This is a genomic window from Porphyromonas sp. COT-052 OH4946, from assembly GCF_000765965.1.
Classification (GTDB): domain Bacteria; phylum Bacteroidota; class Bacteroidia; order Bacteroidales; family Porphyromonadaceae; genus Porphyromonas; species Porphyromonas gulae.
This window is the reverse complement of the sequence record NZ_JQZY01000033.1, coordinates 1-17,506: the sequence shown is the minus strand read 5'-3', so window position 1 is coordinate 17,506 and position 17,506 is coordinate 1. Positions and strand designations below refer to the sequence as shown.

The 17,506-nt window shown below is 48.7% G+C and carries 15 protein-coding genes and 1 pseudogene; 10 read left to right on the top strand and 6 right to left on the bottom strand.

All coding sequences use genetic code 11. The features are described 5' to 3' along the window. Nucleotides 1-325: 325 nt before the first annotated feature. Nucleotides 326-823 (bottom strand): annotated as a pseudogene (locus HQ50_RS10075) (transposase); the annotation flags it as partial. A gap of 469 nt (nucleotides 824-1,292) precedes the next feature. Between HQ50_RS10075 and HQ50_RS10070 the strand changes: the two are divergent. The 9 genes from HQ50_RS10070 to HQ50_RS10030 all read left to right on the top strand — a co-directional run bounded on the left by HQ50_RS10070 (nucleotide 1,293) and on the right by HQ50_RS10030 (nucleotide 11,620). Further along, complete coding sequence (locus HQ50_RS10070) at nucleotides 1,293-2,714, top strand: tetratricopeptide repeat protein (RefSeq protein WP_039430251.1); 1,422 nt, start codon at nucleotides 1,293-1,295, stop codon at nucleotides 2,712-2,714. Between the two features lie 66 nt (nucleotides 2,715-2,780). Then, nucleotides 2,781-3,659 carry a nucleoside phosphorylase gene (locus tag HQ50_RS10065; RefSeq protein WP_018965438.1) on the top strand — a complete coding sequence of 293 codons (879 nt, stop codon included), beginning with the start codon at nucleotides 2,781-2,783 and terminating at the stop codon, nucleotides 3,657-3,659. A gap of 117 nt (nucleotides 3,660-3,776) precedes the next feature. Next, nucleotides 3,777-5,513 carry a lysine--tRNA ligase gene (gene lysS, locus HQ50_RS10060; RefSeq protein ID WP_039430249.1) on the top strand — a complete coding sequence of 579 codons (1,737 nt, stop codon included), beginning with the start codon at nucleotides 3,777-3,779 and terminating at the stop codon, nucleotides 5,511-5,513. A gap of 85 nt (nucleotides 5,514-5,598) precedes the next feature. Further along, nucleotides 5,599-6,603: an NAD(P)H-dependent glycerol-3-phosphate dehydrogenase gene (locus HQ50_RS10055; protein ID WP_018965440.1), complete on the top strand. Its 1,005-nt coding sequence runs from the start codon at nucleotides 5,599-5,601 to the stop codon at nucleotides 6,601-6,603. Nucleotides 6,604-6,634: 31 nt separating this feature from the next. Beyond that, on the top strand, nucleotides 6,635-7,972 hold the full coding sequence (locus HQ50_RS10050; RefSeq protein ID WP_039430246.1) for a glucose-6-phosphate isomerase: 1,338 nt from the start codon (nucleotides 6,635-6,637) through the stop codon (nucleotides 7,970-7,972). A gap of 19 nt (nucleotides 7,973-7,991) precedes the next feature. Further along, a complete protein-coding gene (locus HQ50_RS10045; RefSeq protein ID WP_026292270.1) occupies nucleotides 7,992-8,594 on the top strand; it encodes a DUF4290 domain-containing protein in 603 nt (200 codons plus the stop codon). Nucleotides 8,595-8,627: 33 nt separating this feature from the next. Then, a complete protein-coding gene (murA, locus tag HQ50_RS10040; protein ID WP_039419667.1) occupies nucleotides 8,628-9,932 on the top strand; it encodes a UDP-N-acetylglucosamine 1-carboxyvinyltransferase in 1,305 nt (434 codons plus the stop codon). 6 nt (nucleotides 9,933-9,938) lie between these two features. Then, nucleotides 9,939-10,466, top strand: coding sequence for a ribosome maturation factor RimM (rimM, locus tag HQ50_RS10035; protein ID WP_018965444.1), 528 nt, complete (start codon nucleotides 9,939-9,941; stop codon nucleotides 10,464-10,466). Next, complete coding sequence (locus tag HQ50_RS10030; RefSeq protein ID WP_039430244.1) at nucleotides 10,463-11,620, top strand: 1-deoxy-D-xylulose-5-phosphate reductoisomerase; 1,158 nt, start codon at nucleotides 10,463-10,465, stop codon at nucleotides 11,618-11,620. Before rimM ends, HQ50_RS10030 begins: the two co-directional genes overlap by 4 nt. A 72-nt stretch (nucleotides 11,621-11,692) precedes the next feature. Here HQ50_RS10030 and ruvC read toward each other — a convergent pair whose 3' ends face one another. The 5 genes from ruvC to HQ50_RS12735 all read right to left on the bottom strand — a co-directional run bounded on the left by ruvC (nucleotide 11,693) and on the right by HQ50_RS12735 (nucleotide 16,663). Next, nucleotides 11,693-12,265, bottom strand: a complete 573-nt coding sequence (gene ruvC, locus HQ50_RS10025) for a crossover junction endodeoxyribonuclease RuvC (RefSeq protein WP_039423861.1) — start codon at nucleotides 12,263-12,265, stop codon at nucleotides 11,693-11,695. 7 nt (nucleotides 12,266-12,272) lie between these two features. Beyond that, entirely contained in the window at nucleotides 12,273-12,584 is a 312-nt protein-coding gene (locus HQ50_RS10020) for a DUF4286 family protein (RefSeq protein ID WP_018965447.1), read from the bottom strand. A gap of 232 nt (nucleotides 12,585-12,816) precedes the next feature. Continuing rightward, nucleotides 12,817-14,127: a pyridoxal phosphate-dependent aminotransferase gene (locus HQ50_RS10015; RefSeq protein WP_039419670.1), complete on the bottom strand. Its 1,311-nt coding sequence runs from the start codon at nucleotides 14,125-14,127 to the stop codon at nucleotides 12,817-12,819. Between the two features lie 42 nt (nucleotides 14,128-14,169). Further along, nucleotides 14,170-16,227: an acetate--CoA ligase family protein gene (locus HQ50_RS10010; protein WP_039423857.1), complete on the bottom strand. Its 2,058-nt coding sequence runs from the start codon at nucleotides 16,225-16,227 to the stop codon at nucleotides 14,170-14,172. Between the two features lie 250 nt (nucleotides 16,228-16,477). After that, complete coding sequence (locus HQ50_RS12735; protein ID WP_200880434.1) at nucleotides 16,478-16,663, bottom strand: DUF1661 domain-containing protein; 186 nt, start codon at nucleotides 16,661-16,663, stop codon at nucleotides 16,478-16,480. Nucleotides 16,664-16,793: 130 nt separating this feature from the next. Here HQ50_RS12735 and HQ50_RS11755 point away from each other — a divergent pair, with 130 nt between their 5' ends. After that, nucleotides 16,794-17,120 carry a hypothetical protein gene (locus tag HQ50_RS11755; RefSeq protein WP_039430241.1) on the top strand — a complete coding sequence of 109 codons (327 nt, stop codon included), beginning with the start codon at nucleotides 16,794-16,796 and terminating at the stop codon, nucleotides 17,118-17,120. The last annotated feature ends 386 nt before the right edge of the window (nucleotides 17,121-17,506 follow it).

Genomic DNA, 17,506 nt, shown 5'->3' with positions numbered 1-17,506 from the left:
CCCACCTGATTCTCTCATAAATCGGGTGGGTGCCTTATATGTTATAGAAGCTATCGAATGCCTATTCTTGCTTATTCCTCATGGAATAAAATCTCCTCTGTCCTCATGTCGGGGTAGTATATACTTGTATAAGCCGGACGTAATCCGCCTAATGACGGTATAGAAAGAGAGAAGTCAGCGTGCATCATATCTGTTGCTATTAAGTAGTTAGTAAACGTTCGTAAAGCTGTTCTGTTCGATAGACAAGCTCTCCCTGATATACTGCCATCTAAACTGCCGAGAGCACCTTATCGCTCTACAAAAGTAGCAAAAAATCCCAGCAGGGTGAGATTTTGCGCTGGGGTTTATATGGCGTCTCCACAAGGCTTGCATCGGCAAGTACCCCTTCCCTTACCGAAATGTGATGGAGGGAAAGTTGCTTATTAAACTGCACCAATAGTTTGTCCATCAGGCCCGGCTCGGTCAGTGCCGAACGAAATCGACTGATGGTGCTGTGGTCGGGAGAAACCTCTTCCATTTTCAACCCCAAGAATCGGGAAAAAGTGATTGAATCATTGATACGCTCCTGCAGAGCACAATCACTGAGGTTATACCATATCTCCAGGAGCAACATCTTGAATAAGAGAATCACATCATAGGCAGGAGCATCGATGGCATTTTGTCGCTTCGTGTATTTCTTGTTGATCAGCGTCCGAATCGGACGCCAATCAATAAGCCTGTCAATCTGATTGAGGAAGTCGTTTTGTGCTTTGCGATAACGCTTTGAAAGGAGTGCGTCTGCAAATGTTACATGCTCATCGGTGTTCTTGGATTGGTATGCCATGGGAAGGATATTATACTGTTTTTAATACTCAAATATAATAAATAACTTCCTATTACACAATGAATTAATAAACAAAATACAGACTAATTGCCGTGCAAAGGTCTCGATCCGGAACAGTTGAAAGGAATTGAAAGATATTTTCCATAAATCATTGCAGCCAAAATGTTAGTTAAGTCGCTTGAAATCAGATATAAATATACAAAATGCAAGCTACATGAACAAAGAAAAACATCATTGATTTTCAGGTGTTTGAATATTCTTTCAAGGATATTCGATAAATCCAAATGCGATAACCCTGGGCCTGGGAACGATCGGATTCTGCATGTGGGCAATAAACACTATCTTTGTATAGTATCGTGTTGCAACGTCGATAGTGGTCGGCATGCGTGCTCGGCAATCTTTTGTCTCATGAAGGATATCCTTTTGCATTGCAAATGAAACGATAGCAAAGATTCTTTAAGTACAATAAATGATGTGTCGTTCCATAATTCTCTCTCTCTTTGCTTTGATTTCCATTATCGGAGGCAAGCAGCTCTCCGCCCAAAGCGTTTCGGAACTTCGTCTCCTGATCGATAGCGGACGTTATGACAAGGCTTTGCCCATAGCCCAACAGTTGGTGGCCAAAAATCCCAAGCATGCCGATAATAACTATATGCTGGGACTCCTCCTGTACAAGGCAGAACGCTACGAGGAAGCTATTGCTCCCCTTCGTGTGGCCGTAAGCCGGCGGAGCGATGCCTATGAGATGTTGGCGGATGCTTATGCCAAGGAGTATTTCTTCTCCGAAGCTCTTGCTGCACTGGAAAAACAGAAGGCTGCTCTTGTGAAGAAAAAACAGGAAACAGTCTCCGTAGATGCCCGAATAGACCGTATGCGACGAGCTGTGCGCTTGCTGGACAGAGCCGAATGGGTGGAGGTGATAGACAGCGTACGGACGAATAAAGCCGATCTTCTGTCGGCCTACAATCTCATAGCCGATAACGGTCGGCTCGAATGGATGAAAGGAAACCGAGGGGAGGCGACTTCCTTTGTCAATGGACGTGGCGACCATGCCATCATGACGGAGAAAGGAGAGGATGGAGTTTACAGTCTGCATGAAGCCCACCGGATCGGTGGCAAATGGGGCAATGCGATACCCCTCGAAAAACTCAATTCCCGATTCAATGAAAACTTCCCTTCGTTACGGGCGGATGGTTTTACCCTTCTTTTTGCCAGTGATCGACCCGATGGAATAGGCGGATATGATCTGTATATGACCCGTCGCGATTTGGAAGATGGCGTTTTTCTGGAGCCTACTTTGCTCGGTATGCCTTTCAATTCCCCTTACAACGATTATCTGCTGGTGTACGATGAATTGCGTGGGATCGGCTTCTTTGCCAGTGACCGTTTTTGTCCCGCGGATGTTGTCACTGTCTATACCTTCGTTGTCAATGAAGAGGGACGTCCTGTGGCTACCGACGATATGGCCGTCAAAAGGGCGTACGCCTCCCTCAAGAGCATAAAAGCAACGCAAGACCCTGAGCGAGACTACAGTCGTCTGATCGCATCGGCTCGGGACAGCCGCACCGATGCAGAGAAGAAGGCTTCCGAACGACAGATTTATCTCCCTATGCAGGGGATGCGTATCTATACACGTTGGAGCGACTTCCGAAGCAGCGAAGCCAAGTCGCTCTATCAGGATGCGATGGCTCGGAAAAGAAAATTGGAACAGGCGGCCACCCGTCTGGAAGAGTTGCGACTCCTGTATGGAAGAGCATCGGCTTCGGAGCGAAACGGCATGAAGCAGGAGATTCTTCGTCTCGAAAATGCCATTCCTCCGCTGGAAGAGGAAATCGGCCGAATGGAAAAGGAAGTCAGAAACATAGAGTTGCAAGCCGGACATAGCTTTTAGGCCAACCACGCCGGTCTTTTCGAGAGTGATCTTACGTGTCTCACCTCTTAAAACATTAACGAACTTATGGAAACTAAAAGAACGATTCCCCCCTCCGAGCTGATCATCAATGCGGACGGTTCGGTCTTTCATCTGCATATTCGCCCCGAACAATTGGCCGATAAGGTCATATTGGTAGGTGATCCTGCTCGTGTGGATACGGTCGCCTCTCGTTTCGATCGTATCGAATGCAATGTGTCCAGTAGGGAGTTCCACACCGTCACGGGGTGGTATGGCGACAAGCGTATCACGGTGCAGAGCCACGGCATCGGCTCTGATAATATAGATATAGTCTTGAATGAGCTGGATGCTCTGGCCAATATAGACTTCGATACCCGTCAGGTGAAGGATCGGCTGCGCAAACTCACACTCGTAAGGGTGGGGACTTCGGGCGGATTGCAGGACAATACGCCCATAGGATCTTATGTGGCTGCGGAGCGAAGCATCGGCTTCGATGGAGTCATGTATTTCTATAGCGATACGGAGAAGATACGGGATGCAGCTTTCGAAGCAGCACTTCAGGACCAACTGGAGTGGAAAATCGAAGGGCTGAAACCCTACGTGATACCGGCTGACAAGATGCTGACGGATCGAATATGTGGAGAGGACATCCTGCGAGGCGTGACTATTGCAGCCAATGGCTTCTACGGACCGCAGGGGCGTCGCCTGCGCTTACCTCTCAAAGACGAGGATCTGAATAGGAAGATACAGGCTTTCGACTTCAATGGCAGCCGTATTACGAACTATGAAATGGAAAGCTCCTCTTTGGCCGGTCTGGCTGCCCTGATGGGGCACGAGGCCGTCACCGTCTGTTGTATCATCGCAGGTAGGAAATCCGAAAAGATGAATACCTCCTATCAGGGAAGTATAGAGGGCCTTATCGATTTGGTTCTGGAACGTATCTGATAGAAATAAGTTACCTTTGTGAACCAAGGTTTTTCCCCCTCGGACGAATGGCTCCGATCGTTTCGGTATGCAGAGCAGGCGAGTTGCTGCAGGGGGAATATAAATTAGAAGTTTTGCATGAACATACTCGAACTTTCGGAACAAGAAGTCGTACGCCGTAACAGCTTAGAGCAACTGCGTAATTTTGGGATCGATCCATATCCTGCAGCGGAATATACCGTCAATGCCTATTCTGCCGAGATCAAAAGGAATTTCAATGACGATGAGAATGCCGCCAAACGTCAGGTAAGCATTGCCGGACGTATTATGAGCCGCCGTATCATGGGGAAAGCTACATTCATGGAGCTGCAAGATGCGGAGGGACGTATCCAGATCTATATTACTCGGGACGATATTTGTCCGGGTGAGGACAAGGAGTTCTACAATACGGTGGTCAAGAAGTGTACGGATATAGGTGATTTCATCGGAGTGAAAGGGTATGTATTCCGCACTCAGATGGGAGAAATATCGGTGCATGTGCAGGAGATGACTTTCTTGTCGAAAGCTATCCGCCCTCTTCCTGTGGTAAAAGAAAAAGATGGGGAGGTCTTCGATGGCTTCACGGATCCGGAGCAACGCTATCGTCAGCGATACGTAGATTTGGTCGTCAATAGTCATGTCAAAGACATTTTCCTCAAGCGTACGATGGTATTCAATTCGATGCGCAGCTTCTTCAACGAGCGCGGATACATCGAAGTGGATACACCCGTACTCCAGTCGATCCCGGGAGGTGCAGCTGCACGTCCTTTTATCACGCATCATAATGCTCTGGACATTCCGCTCTATCTGAGAATCGCCAACGAGTTGTATCTGAAGCGTCTGATCGTGGGCGGTTTCGATGGTGTGTATGAATTCAGTCGCAACTTCCGAAATGAGGGGATGGACCGCACGCATAATCCTGAATTCACGGCCATGGAGATCTATGTGGCCTATAAGGATTACAACTGGATGATGAACTTTACGGAGCAGATGCTCGAACGCATCTGTATGGATGTGCTGGGTACTACTCAGGTGAAGGTGGGTGAGAAATTGATCGACTTCAAGGCTCCCTACAAGCGAGTGACCATGATCGAAGCCATCCATGAGCATACGGGTATCGACATCAGCGGAATGAACGAGGCCGAGTTGCGTCAGGTATGCGACAAGCTGGGCGTAGAGCACAACGAGACGATGGGCAAAGGCAAGCTCATCGATGAGATCTTCGGCGAGAAGTGCGAGAAGAACTATATCCAGCCTACTTTCATCACAGACTATCCGAAGGAAATGTCGCCTCTGACAAAGGAACACCGCACCAATCCGGAGCTGACGGAGCGATTCGAGCTGATGGTCAATGGCAAGGAGTTGGCCAACGCCTACTCGGAGCTGAACGACCCGATTGACCAGCGAGAACGTTTCGAAGAACAACTCAAACTATCCGAGAAAGGCGATGACGAGGCCATGTATATCGACAACGATTTCATCCGTGCCCTTGAATACGGTATGCCGCCGACCAGCGGTATGGGTATCGGTATGGACCGTTTGGTCATGCTATTGACAGGGCAGGAGAGTATTCAGGAGGTACTCCTTTTCCCACAGATGAAGCCTGAGAAGGTGGCTCCACGGGATACGAAAGAGAAGTTCGCCCTTTGTGGCGTTCCCGAAGAGTGGGTACCTGTATTGCATAAAGCCGGCTATCTTACCGTACAGTCGATGCGAGAGGATAAACCGGGCAAGGTGATGCAGCAGCTGATGGACATCAATAAGAAATATAAGTTGGGGCTTGCCGGTTTGAATCTGGAAACCGTTTCGGCTTGGCAGGAAGCCCCGTATGAGTAACGATTGTACAAGGATAGCGGTGCGAATAGGAAGGCTCTTGCTCTTCCGTGCGGCTATTCTTTTTTATCCGGATAATTAAAGTATCATGGGGGGAATCGGGAGAATAGGAATATTGGGTAGTGGCAGTTGGGCTACGGCTCTGGCCAAAATCATATTGACCTCTCAACCATCCATCAATTGGTTTATGCGCCGCGAGGAGCAGGCGCAGGGCATTAAGCGTACGGGGCGCAATCCGAACTATCTGCGCGATGCCGTATTCGATCCTCGGAAAATCTCATTTTTTACCGATTCGGATCTTAACAGTTTTTTTAGAGCCAGCGATGTGGTGGTTCTTGTCACTCCCTCGCCTTTCATCAAATCCTATCTGAAGCGCGTTCGATCGTCCAGCATGCGCGACAAGCTGATTATCAATGCTATCAAGGGGATCGTACCGGATGAGAATGTCTTGGTATCGGAATATCTGCACGATTTCTGCGATGTCCCCAACGAACTGATAGGTGTAGTCTCCGGCCCTTGCCATGCAGAGGAGGTGGCCAGAGAGCGCAGATCATATCTGACGGTAGGCTGCTTCGACATAAATAAGGCAAAAGCCATGGCAAACGTACTACGCAACGATTATGTGAGCTGTACGACCAGTCAGGATGTAGTAGGCATCGAATATGCCTCGGTACTGAAGAATGTCTATGCCATTGCCGCCGGAATATGCAACGGTCTGCAGTATGGCGACAACTTTCAGTCTGTCCTGATGTCGAATGCCATTGCTGAAATGAATAGTTTCGTCAATACCGTCCACCTCTTGGAAAGAGAGATCACGGATTCGGTATATTTGGGCGACCTCCTTGTGACAGCTTATTCGAACTACAGTCGCAATCGTACTTTCGGCAACATGATAGGAAAGGGATACAGTGTCAAATCCGCTCAGATGGAGATGGAGATGATAGCAGAGGGCTACTATGGGGCCAAGTGTGTAAGGGAGGTAAACAAACGCTATCAGGTCAATATGCCGATCATGGATACGGTGTACGAGGTATTGTACGAGAAGCGAGATGCTGCCGAGGCCATTACTGCTCTGACGGCACATTTCAAATAATTTCGTTGCACATTAAATACCGAATATGCTAATGGAAAGAATCCGATTCGATCTGTCTAAAACAGGTTTTTCTGTTACGCCTTATGCAGAAGAAGCTGAGATGTTCAATGCCATGTTGGATAAGGGTACCGGCCGCGGAAATGATTTCCTCGGTTGGGTTCATTTACCATCTTCCATCACGGAAGAGGAGTTGAATGCGGTAGAGACTGCAGCTGCTATCCTCAGAGAACGTTGCGACTATGTAGTAAACGTGGGTATCGGGGGCAGTTACCTCGGAGCAAGGGCTGTGATCGAAGCATTGCAAAACAGTTTTGAAGCATATCGCTCGGACAGGGAGAACCCTGTGGTGCTCTATGCCGGTAATAATATCGGTGAAGATTATCTTTCTGGGTTGCTGCATTTCCTACGTGATAAGAGATTCGGTATCATTTATATTTCCAAAAGTGGAACGACTACCGAACCGGCTATTGCTTTTCGTCTGTTGAAAGGTTTGCTGGAGTTCCAGGTTGGATCCCAAGATGCTCGGGAGAGGATCGTGGCCGTTACCGATTCGACCAAAGGAGCACTGAGGCGTATGGCTGATGAAGAGGGCTATCGCTCTTTCGCTATACCCGACAATGTGGGAGGACGTTTCTCCGTTCTTACTCCTGTGGGATTGCTCCCCGTGGCTGTAGCCGGCTTCGATATCCGTCGATTGGTACAAGGTGCAGCCGATATGGAAGCCATGACGGCTTCAGACATTCCTTTTTCGGATAATCCGGCTTTACAATACGCAGCAGCTCGCAATGCTTTGTATGCCGAAGGAAAGAAGATAGAGATATTGGCCAATTTCCATCCCAAAATGCACTATATCGGAGAGTGGTGGAAGCAGCTTTTCGGTGAGAGCGAGGGCAAAGAGGGTAGGGGGATCTTCACGGCAACTGTGGATCTGACTACCGACCTCCATTCCATGGGACAATGGATGCAGGAGGGCGAACGTACGATATTCGAGACAGTGATTTCCGTGGAAAATCAAGATACATGCTTGATGATCCCTTCCGACTCGGCGGATTTGGACGGACTTAACTTTTTGGCCGGAAAGCGTATAGACGAAGTAAATAAGATGGCTGAATTGGGTACCCGACTGGCTCATGTGGACGGGGGAGTCCCTAATATACGCATCGTTTTGCCGCGATTAGATGCTTATTACATAGGGCAGTTGTTCTATTTCTTCGAAAAAGCTGTAGGCGTCAGTGGCTATATGCTGGGGGTGAATCCTTTCGATCAGCCGGGGGTCGAAGGTTATAAGAACAATATGTTTGCTCTACTGAACAAGCCTGGCTATGAAATAGAATCGGCGGCTATGGCAAAGCGGCTGAAAGAGTGTTAGGAATTACAAACATCAGAGGATGAATTATAATAGTAAAATGGAACCATTGGCTATTCCGGAATATGGACGGAATATCCAAAACATGGTAAACTATTGCATGACGATCGACGATCGTGACGAACGGAATCGCTGTGCACAGACGATCATTACAATTATGGGAAACATGTTTCCTGAACGGCGGGAAAACGGTGAGACCAAACATATTCTTTGGGATCATCTAGCCATCATGTCCGGATTCAAGTTGGATATCGATTATCCGATGGAAATCATCAGTCCGGAAATGCTCGAACGGAGGCCCAAAGCCGTAAGCTACTCAGCCAACGACATCGTATATCGGCACTACGGCCATCTCATACAGGAAATGATCCTCAAGGCTTGTGCCATGGAGCAGGGAGAAGAGCGTCATGCACTGGAGTTGCTCATCGCCAACCAGATGAAGCGTTCGTATCTGACGTGGAACAAAGATACGGTGGATGACTACAAGATATTCAAGGATTTGTACGAACTTTCCGAAGGACGCATAGAGCTGACGGAGGAGAATTGTCGTCTGACAATACCGAATGCTTCGGATCGGAAGGACAATAACAACGCCAAACGGAACAAGGTATTCCGGCGGAAATAAATTATACGGACAACTTAAAAACGCATTATCGCTATGGCTTCTTACGTAATAGAAGGGGGCAACAGTCTCAAGGGTGAGATTCTTGTCCAGGGTGCAAAAAACGAAGCTTTGCAGATCATCTCAGCTACGCTATTGACCGATCAGGAGATTGTGGTGCGTAACATCCCCGATATATTGGATGTGAACAACCTGATCGACCTGCTTCGAAACATGGGGGTCAAGGTAAAAAGACCCACCCGTGATACCTGTATTTTCCAGGCCGATAATGTGAATCTCGACTATATCAAAAGCGAGCAGTTTCTTGAGAAAAGCCGTGCTCTCCGCGGTTCGGTGCTGCTCGTGGGGCCACTGATTGGTCGCTTCGGTTACGCTATTTTTCCAAAACCGGGAGGCGATAAGATCGGCCGCCGCAGGTTAGATACTCATCTTGTAGGTATTCAGGCGTTAGGTGCCACATGTGACTACCATTCCGATATGCAGGCCTATGAATTGACTGCAAGCCGGCTTGCCGGTACATATATGCTGCTGGACGAAGCTTCTGTGACGGGTACTGCCAATATCCTAATGGCTGCTGTCCTTGCTGATGGTATTACCACTATTTATAATGCTGCCTGTGAGCCGTATCTGCAGCAACTTTGCAAGATGCTGCTTAGTATGGGGGCGCATATCGAGGGTGTCGGCTCCAATCTGCTTCGTATCGAAGGAGTACAGAGCTTGCATGGCTGTGAGCATAAGATGCTGCCCGATATGATCGAAGTGGGTAGCTTCATCGGAATGGCTGCCATGACGGCTTCCGAGCTTTTGATCAAGGATGTCAGCGTGCCTGATCTGGGTATCATTCCTGCATCATTCCGCCGCTTGGGAATTGCAGTGGAGCAACGAGGCGATGATCTGTTTATTCCTCGGCAGGAACATTATGAGATAGAGACGTTTATGGACGGATCCATCATGACCATTGCAGATGCTCCTTGGCCGGGTCTTACTCCGGACTTGCTCAGTGTCTTTCTCGTGGTGGCAACTCAGGCGAAAGGCAGTGTGCTGATTCACCAGAAGATGTTTGAAAGCCGTCTCTTCTTTGTTGATAAGCTAATCGATATGGGAGCACAGATTATCCTTTGCGACCCTCATCGTGCTACGATCATCGGTTTGGACAAACGTGTTCCCTTGCGAGCTGCAACTATGGTCTCGCCCGATATTCGTGCCGGTATAGCCCTCCTTATTGCAGCCATGAGTGCAGAAGGAACAAGTATCATCCACAACGTAGAACAGATCGATAGGGGTTACCAATCCATAGATACTCGCCTCAATGCTATCGGCGCACGTATCTCTCGCCTTTGATGCTGTATGATCGATTTGGATTCATTGGAGCATATTGGTGTGTTGGGTAAGTCGCATGGTGTTCAGGGAGAGTGCAATGCTCGTCTGACAGCCGATTTGAGTACGCTCTTTGAGGAAGAAGAGCGGTTGTTTCTCTTTTTCGAGCTGGATGCACTGCCGGTTCCGTTCCGTCTTATCGGCTACCGTGAGAAAACCGATGATATTACTTTGCTCCGCTTTGCCGGTATTGAAAGCAAGGAGGAGATAGAGCGATATACCGGTGTGTCTCTCTTTATGGAACGGCGATATTTTGACACCGATTCTATCGAATTTACCTGGGAGCATTTTATCGGCTTTACGGTATTCGACCGAGAAGGTCGTTCGGTGGGGATGATCGATGATGTGGACGAGAGTACATTCAATGTCCTTTTGTCTATAACGACACCCGAAGGCAAAGAAATCCTTTTACCCGTAGCTGAGGATTTGGTAGAAGAGATGGATGTGCCAAATCGGAAACTAACGATGATTATTCCCGACGGGCTACTGGATTTATGAAAAAAAATATAGCCATTCTTGGTTCGACCGGATCCATCGGTACGCAGACGCTCGATATTATCCGTCTGAATCCGGATCTCTTCGATGTCTATCTCCTCACGGCAAACAATAATGTAGACCTTCTGATCCGACAGGCACGCGAATTCCGGCCGGAAATAGTCGTAATAGCCAATGACCAAAAATACCATCTCGTACAAGAGGCTTTAGCCGACTTGCCTATCAAAGTATGGTGTGGAGCGGAAGCTATTGCCGATGCTGTGACAGCTCCGGACATCGATATGGTTGTGACGGGTATGGTGGGTTATTCGGGGCTGTTGCCTACGATCAAGGCCATCGAAGCCCGGAAGATGATAGCACTTGCAAACAAAGAAACTCTCGTTGTGGCAGGCGAACTCATCATGCGACTGGCCCAGGAGAATCAGGTGCCTATCCTTCCCGTGGATTCGGAGCATTCGGCTATTTTCCAAACACTTTTAGGCGAGAGACAGCGGCCGGAGAAGATCCTTCTGACAGCTTCGGGAGGTCCTTTTTTGCACCTGACGGCGGAGGAATTGCAGCATGTCACCCGTGAACAGGCTCTCCGCCATCCTAATTGGAACATGGGGGCAAAGGTGACCATCGACTCTGCTTCGCTCATGAACAAGGGATTTGAGATGATCGAAGCCAAATGGCTCTTCGAGATGCAGCCCGATGAGATCGAAATACTCGTACATCCACAAAGCATAATACACTCCATGGTGCAGTTTCGCGATGGCTCGGTCAAGGCTCAACTCGGTATTCCCGATATGCGCTTGCCTATCAGTTATGCCCTTGGCATTACGCACCGCATCCCGAACGATTATCCACGGGTGGATTTCACAGCTGTACCCCTGACCTTCGAACGCCCTGATCTCGAACGATTCCCCAACCTCTCTTACGCTTTCGACGCGATTCGTTTGGGTGGGAATGCTCCTTGTGCGCTCAATGCTGCCAATGAGATTGCCGTGGCTGCTTTCCTGCGCGATGAGATTTCTTTTACGGATATGAGTCGTCTGTTGTATGAAGTGATGGAAAAGCACGAATTGTATCGAGAAGTATCTTTGCCCACTTTCATCGAGACGGACAGTAGCACACGCCGAGTCGCCCAGTCCCTTCTGCCCAAATTTCGCCGGTAGGCGTTTCCTCTACCGGAAATTCAAATTCTTTTGCTGTTGAAAGAGTGTGTTGAGAAGAAAGACACACTCCGATTACCGGCGTACCTTATCCGGATTCTGATTGACGAAGTCTTTCCAATTCTTGACTGCCGATCCGCCCGAACGAGTCATAGGCCCCGACGTCTGAAAGAAGTGGCAGACGGCAGCTGCCAGTCCGTCCGTGGCATCCATTTCCGGTAACATCTGTTCGTCAGGTATTCGTAAATAGCGTTGGAGCATGCCGGCTACCTGCTCTTTGCTCGCATTGCCATTACCCGTAATTGCTTGCTTGATGCGCATAGGAGCATATTCCGTAATGGGAATGTCGCGAGCCAAGGCTGCTGCCATAGCGACACCCTGAGCCCGCCCTAACTTGAGCATACTCTGTACATTCTTCCCGAAGAAAGGTGCTTCGATAGCCATTTCATCCGGCAGGAACTCATCGATCAGGCCTGTAATCCTGTCGAATATGCGTTTCAGGCGGATATAGTGATTGTCGAATTTCTCCAGACGTATTACCCCCATAGCCATGAGTCGGGGAGTATTTCCCACGACGTGAAGCATCCCGTAGCCCATCAGTATTGTGCCGGGGTCTACTCCCATGATAATGCGTTCCTTCGGACTCATCTTTTACCTACAATTCTATTCTCCTCATCGTGGTGGCAAAGCCCATGACCCTGTTGCCGAACTTTTGGATGAGGGTAGCTATATGTTTCGCTCCCGTACCACACCAATATACGTCTATATCAGTCGGTTGGTCGGCGAGGAAATGGAGTGCTAGTGATACGCCTTCTTCTTCCTGTGCTTCCTTTTCAATGCGGTGTAGGGCAGGGGAGTGCATAGATCCGTCGGCGATGACCGATGGGATGAAAGTCGAGCGAAGATAGTCGATCAATGACTCCTCTACGGCAGCCTCCGTTACCCATGTTATATTGTACAAAATCATTCTGTGTATTCCTTTCAGAGATAACGCAAAGTTATGAAAAACCGCAATGAGCACTTTTCCTCCAAATATATCGGAGCTTGTACACTTTTTGAGGACAGTATCCCTGTTTCTCTGTCAGCGGAGAAGCTCACCGCACAGTCTCTCTCAAAACATACAATTTGCCCGACTCTCCGAAAAGGGAGAGTCGGGCAATTTTATGAAAGGACGGAAGGTAATAGTGTCCTAAATGCCTTTATCCTTCAGCATTGAGCATTTGGAGTCGCTTCTCCAGGTCAGGGAATTGGCTTTCGGGTAGGAGCGACGTACAGATACGCATAGCTTCGTTGCGCTTGCTGCCTGTCGTTTTTAGCGTGATGGCACACATGCCATAGCGTACAAACTTCTCGATCAGCTTGCTGCTATCCATACCCTTATAACCGACCGTGAAGTAGAACCCATCTGCCAGCGGTTCATCGCCGTCCTTGTCATAGACGATATTGAAGCCGTTGTCAAGGAACATTTTCTTCATGATCTGAGCCTTCCGGCCATATTCGATTACAGAGTCGCGGAAGTTATATTCTCCATCGTTGCAGGCTTTGAGCATGGCTGCCATACCCCATTGAGCAGAGTGAGTGGCTCCCGAAGACAGAGCATACAGAGCCGATGACGACAATGCCTCGCCGAACCGCAGACGGCCGAACGATTCTTCCAAATCCGGATATTCACGCTCGTAGAGCTTGCCCGATATCATGAGTACTCCGATGCGCTGACCGGCATAGCTGAATGCTTTGGAACTGGAGAGAGCCAGTATATAATTGTCCGTGTAGTTGGCTACCGAAGGCTGATAGAGCGGCTCGCCCGGACGGGAATAGTCCTTACGGAAGTCCATGCCGAAGTATGCCAAGTCTTCTATGACGATGACATCGTATTTGGTCGCCAGCTCACCGATGATGCGCAGCTCTTCGTCCGTCATGCACTGCCAAGTGGGATTGTTCGGGTTGGAGTAGATGATGGAGCAGAACTGTCCCGTCTGCAGGTAGCTTTCGAGCTTCTCACGCAACTTTTCTCCACGATATTCGAAGAGGTCGAAGCTCTCGAACTTCTGACCGAGGATGCGACACTGCAGCTTGTTCAGATTGAACCCGGGGTCGATAAAGAGCGTACCGTATTCGCGGTTTTTGTACGTGCGATTGGCCACAAGGAAAGATACGAAGCAACCCTGCATCGAGCCTACCGTAGGCACGCAGGCACGTGCCGGTATGTCGATATTGACAAAGAGTTTTGCAAAGCGCGATGCCTCCTGCTTGAGCTCGGGCAGACCATCCAGGTTGGGATAAATGGATGCCACACCTTCGCGTAGCTTTTGTATCTCCGTTTCTATGCCTATCTGAGGTGCAGGCAGTCCGGGTACACCCATTTCCATTCGGCAGAATTTGGCGCCGGTAGCCTTTTCCAGATTGGTCACCAAAGCGACCAGGTCTCGGATCGAAGCCATGCCGAGGTCTTTGATGTGCAGTTCGTCTTGCTTTTCACGAATCAGTTTTTCATCGATTGGAAAATTCATCTCTTGGTATTTTTTACTGTGTTCTTGAAATTCTTTTATCTCTTACTTCGCATCGCTCAGACGAACTACCACGTCTACGGCCGAGAGTCTTTCTCCACGTCCCATCAGTGGATTGATGTCCATCTCCTCAATCTCGGGTACTGCAGCCAGCAAACGGGAGATTTTGCAGAGCGTATCGGCGATTACTTCGTCGTTGATACCCTGTTTACCACGAATACCGCGAATGATCGGATAGGACTTGAGCGAACGGATCATTTCCAGAGCTTCGTTTTTGCTGAGAGGAGCCAAAGCACAACGAATATCTTTCATCACTTCCACGAATATACCACCGAGACCGCAGGTAATCAGATGGCCGAATTCGCCCTCTTTCTTCACTCCGATGAAGACTTCCACGCCGCTCTCCATCTGTGACACCTGTACCCCCTCGGCACCCTTGATTTGCATCAGCTTGCCGAAGCTCTCTTTTACGCCTTCTTCGGTCGAAACGTTCAGGATTACACCTCCGGCATCGGATTTGTGTGCCAGTCCCATTACCTTCATAGCCAGTGGGAAACCGATGCTACGTGCTGCGTCCAGAGCTTCTGCCTCTGTTGTCACCAGACGCTCTTGGGGGCGAGTGATACCGGTCAAATCCAACAGCCGGAGCATATCGCCGGTTCCGAGCATACCGCTTTTGCCGGCGAGCAGATGGCGGATTTCCGCTGCTTTGGGAAGTTCGCTCTCTTCAGTCATTTCGGGCGTGGGTGTTTGGTAGACTTTGCAGATGGCACGTGCCAAAGCCACTTCCTCTTCAAAGAGGATGCCTCCCTGAGCAATGAAACGCTCCATTCCTTCCTTCGCGTTGATCACGGAAGGCAATACGGCATAGATCGGCTTCTTGCATTTTTTCTGCTCTTCGCGTATTACATCGTAAGCATCGCTCACATCGAATAGTCCGGGACTACCGAAGATCACGACCATACCGTCTATCGTGTCCAGATCCTTCTCGCAAGTATCGATCACTTTCGACAACTGCTCTGCCGTTCCCGTAGCGAGAATGTCGATCGGGTTGGCCACGGAAGAACCGTCGAACAGCTCCGATAGCAATGTGCGAGTTTTCTCTTCGGGAATGGGGGGGACGGACATACCTCCATTGGAGAGAGCATCCGTCAGCATAACGGCCGGACCGCCTGCATGTGTGATCACTGCCATATTCTTGCCCGTGAGTACCGGATGTTGGAGTACGGCACCCACCGTAGCCAGCTCTTCACGGCTGTAGCAGCGTACTACACCGGCTTTGCGGAAGAGGGCATCCACAGCCACGTCGGAGTTGAGCATGGCACCTGTGTGTGAAGCGGCGGCACGTCCCCCGTCCGAAGACGTTCCTGATTTGATGGCAGCAATGCGACAGCCTTTCTGCACCAACGATCTGGCATGTTTCAGGAAGCGTTTCGGCTTGGAGATGGTCTCTATATATAGGAGCAGCGTATGAGATGAAGTGGCAGCATCGAATGTCTCGTCCAGATGTTCGAGTACATCTTCCACACCCGTTTGAGCAGCGTTGCCGACCGAATATACCGATGAGAAAGAAAGCCCCTTACTCAAAGCCGATTCCATGATAAATACGGCAGTTGCCCCCGAACCGGAGATAAAGTCGCATCCCTTAGGAGTAAGTACCGGCACCGGAGTGGTAAATACCGATTGGTGCAGCGGATTCATTACGCCAACGCAGTTGGGGCCGATCAGGGTAGCTCCGGCTTCATTGGCCAGTTCGGCCATTTGTCGCTCGAGAGCCTTGCCTTCCGCACCCATTTCGGAGAATCCTGCAGAGAATACGATGATTCCTTTGGTTCCTTTTTCTTTCACCAGCACCTCGATCGTAGGTGGGCAGAAACGTGCAGGGATAGCCAAAATAGCCAAATCTACTTGGGGCAGATCTTTCACGTCGGGCACACATTCCACTCCCTGTACGTTAGATACTTTCGGGTTTACACCCAATACACGACCCTGAAATGAGCCGTTCAGAATGTTTTGTAATACTTTTCCACCGGGTTTTGTCACATCTTGCGACGCACCGATCACCGCAATAGTACGCGGTTCGATTAGTTGAGGAGTTATCATTATGTAATGCTTTAAGAAATCAGGCTTGAACCCTTTTCTACATAGAAGAAGAGGCGGATGTTACGGTCTTACGAATCCCCCTCCTTTTGTGGGCTCACAATATTACATCCTTTTTCCTACACAGCGAAATAATTCTGCTGTTAAAAACAAGTGTTAATGCACAAAAAATCCGCTTCACACCGCTCTTATGCCCCTAATCTCATGCCACACCATTCAGGCACTGCCGTCTTTGCTATTTCGATCGAATCACTCATTTGTAAAAGACGAACCACAATCCAGTTTGTTGCGGTTCGTAAATTTTGAATTTCTGGAGTGGGAAAGTTTTCGTTTTGGTTCCACTTTTTTTCTTTTCCCGCGCCAAAACGAAAAAGTTCTCAGGCCATGTTTTTTCGAGTCGCCTGACACGAATTTTGCAGACGAGAAAATTTCGCCGCACATCACTCCGTACCTCAGCATCATCTCTATCGGTCCTATTTTTTTATTTGTAGAAAAATTTTTTTCTCTTCTCATTCTGTTTCTTTTGCGCTCTTTTTTGTTTCTCTTACGCGCGCGAACCATTTATATATATGCCTGTATTTTCGGTTTTTCTCATGGGCGATGTCTTTCCTTTTCCGCATGTTTTGTGGATATTTTTGAGGAAAAAACTCTTTGAAAGATTTGGTTGTAAAGAAAAAAGGAGTACTTTTGTGACCGCAAAAGCGATCCATGACCGATTTGCCGAGGATGAAGGGGTTTTTCCGACAAGCGGGTCGGGGGGCTCTTTAACGGGAAGGATGGCAAAACGCCTCCTTTATTCAAAGTCAGGCGAAAAAACGCCGATTGATTTTGCTGATTCGGAAAAAGGTTTTACTTTTGCACCCACTGTCCGCCGCTTGATCGGCTCCGTGCCGTGATGGGGGATATGGGATAAAAAGACAGCGANTTTTGCTGATTCGGAAAAAGGTTTTACTTTTGCACCCACTGTCCGCCGCTTGATCGGCTCCGTGCCGTGATGGGGGATATGGGATAAAAAGACAGCGATCATTGACATTGTTCATACGAAGAACAAAAGTGTAGTACAAGAAAAAGAGGCGAGAGAGAAGGGCTTCGTTCATTCTTTTGCATCTGCTTTTAATATTTAAAGAGCAGGCTGAAAACGAAGGGGATATGATGAATCTTACTCTCGACTTCTTAAGGAAATCTACTCTGTCAAAGAGAAAGAAAAGACCGAGAGGGAAAAAGAAACCGAGGTGTACTACCTGATAAATCGAATTATCGTCAAGGATAATTTTTTCAGTCT

Bases quoted from the DNA above. Each gene is read 5' to 3' on its own strand.
- ruvC (WP_039423861.1), bottom strand. From the start codon at position 12,265: ATGAGTCCGAAGGAACGCATTATCATGGGAGTAGACCCCGGCACAATA.
- HQ50_RS11755 (WP_039430241.1), top strand. From the start codon at position 16,794: ATGCCTGTATTTTCGGTTTTTCTCATGGGCGATGTCTTTCCTTTTCCG.
- murA (WP_039419667.1), top strand. From the start codon at position 8,628: ATGGCTTCTTACGTAATAGAAGGGGGCAACAGTCTCAAGGGTGAGATT.
- HQ50_RS10010 (WP_039423857.1), bottom strand. From the start codon at position 16,227: ATGATAACTCCTCAACTAATCGAACCGCGTACTATTGCGGTGATCGGT.
- HQ50_RS10065 (WP_018965438.1), top strand. From the start codon at position 2,781: ATGGAAACTAAAAGAACGATTCCCCCCTCCGAGCTGATCATCAATGCG.
- HQ50_RS10070 (WP_039430251.1), top strand. From the start codon at position 1,293: ATGATGTGTCGTTCCATAATTCTCTCTCTCTTTGCTTTGATTTCCATT.
- HQ50_RS10015 (WP_039419670.1), bottom strand. From the start codon at position 14,127: ATGAATTTTCCAATCGATGAAAAACTGATTCGTGAAAAGCAAGACGAA.
- HQ50_RS10045 (WP_026292270.1), top strand. From the start codon at position 7,992: ATGAATTATAATAGTAAAATGGAACCATTGGCTATTCCGGAATATGGA.
- HQ50_RS10020 (WP_018965447.1), bottom strand. From the start codon at position 12,584: ATGATTTTGTACAATATAACATGGGTAACGGAGGCTGCCGTAGAGGAG.
- HQ50_RS10055 (WP_018965440.1), top strand. From the start codon at position 5,599: ATGGGGGGAATCGGGAGAATAGGAATATTGGGTAGTGGCAGTTGGGCT.
- HQ50_RS10050 (WP_039430246.1), top strand. From the start codon at position 6,635: ATGGAAAGAATCCGATTCGATCTGTCTAAAACAGGTTTTTCTGTTACG.
- HQ50_RS10030 (WP_039430244.1), top strand. From the start codon at position 10,463: ATGAAAAAAAATATAGCCATTCTTGGTTCGACCGGATCCATCGGTACG.
- rimM (WP_018965444.1), top strand. From the start codon at position 9,939: ATGATCGATTTGGATTCATTGGAGCATATTGGTGTGTTGGGTAAGTCG.
- lysS (WP_039430249.1), top strand. From the start codon at position 3,777: ATGAACATACTCGAACTTTCGGAACAAGAAGTCGTACGCCGTAACAGC.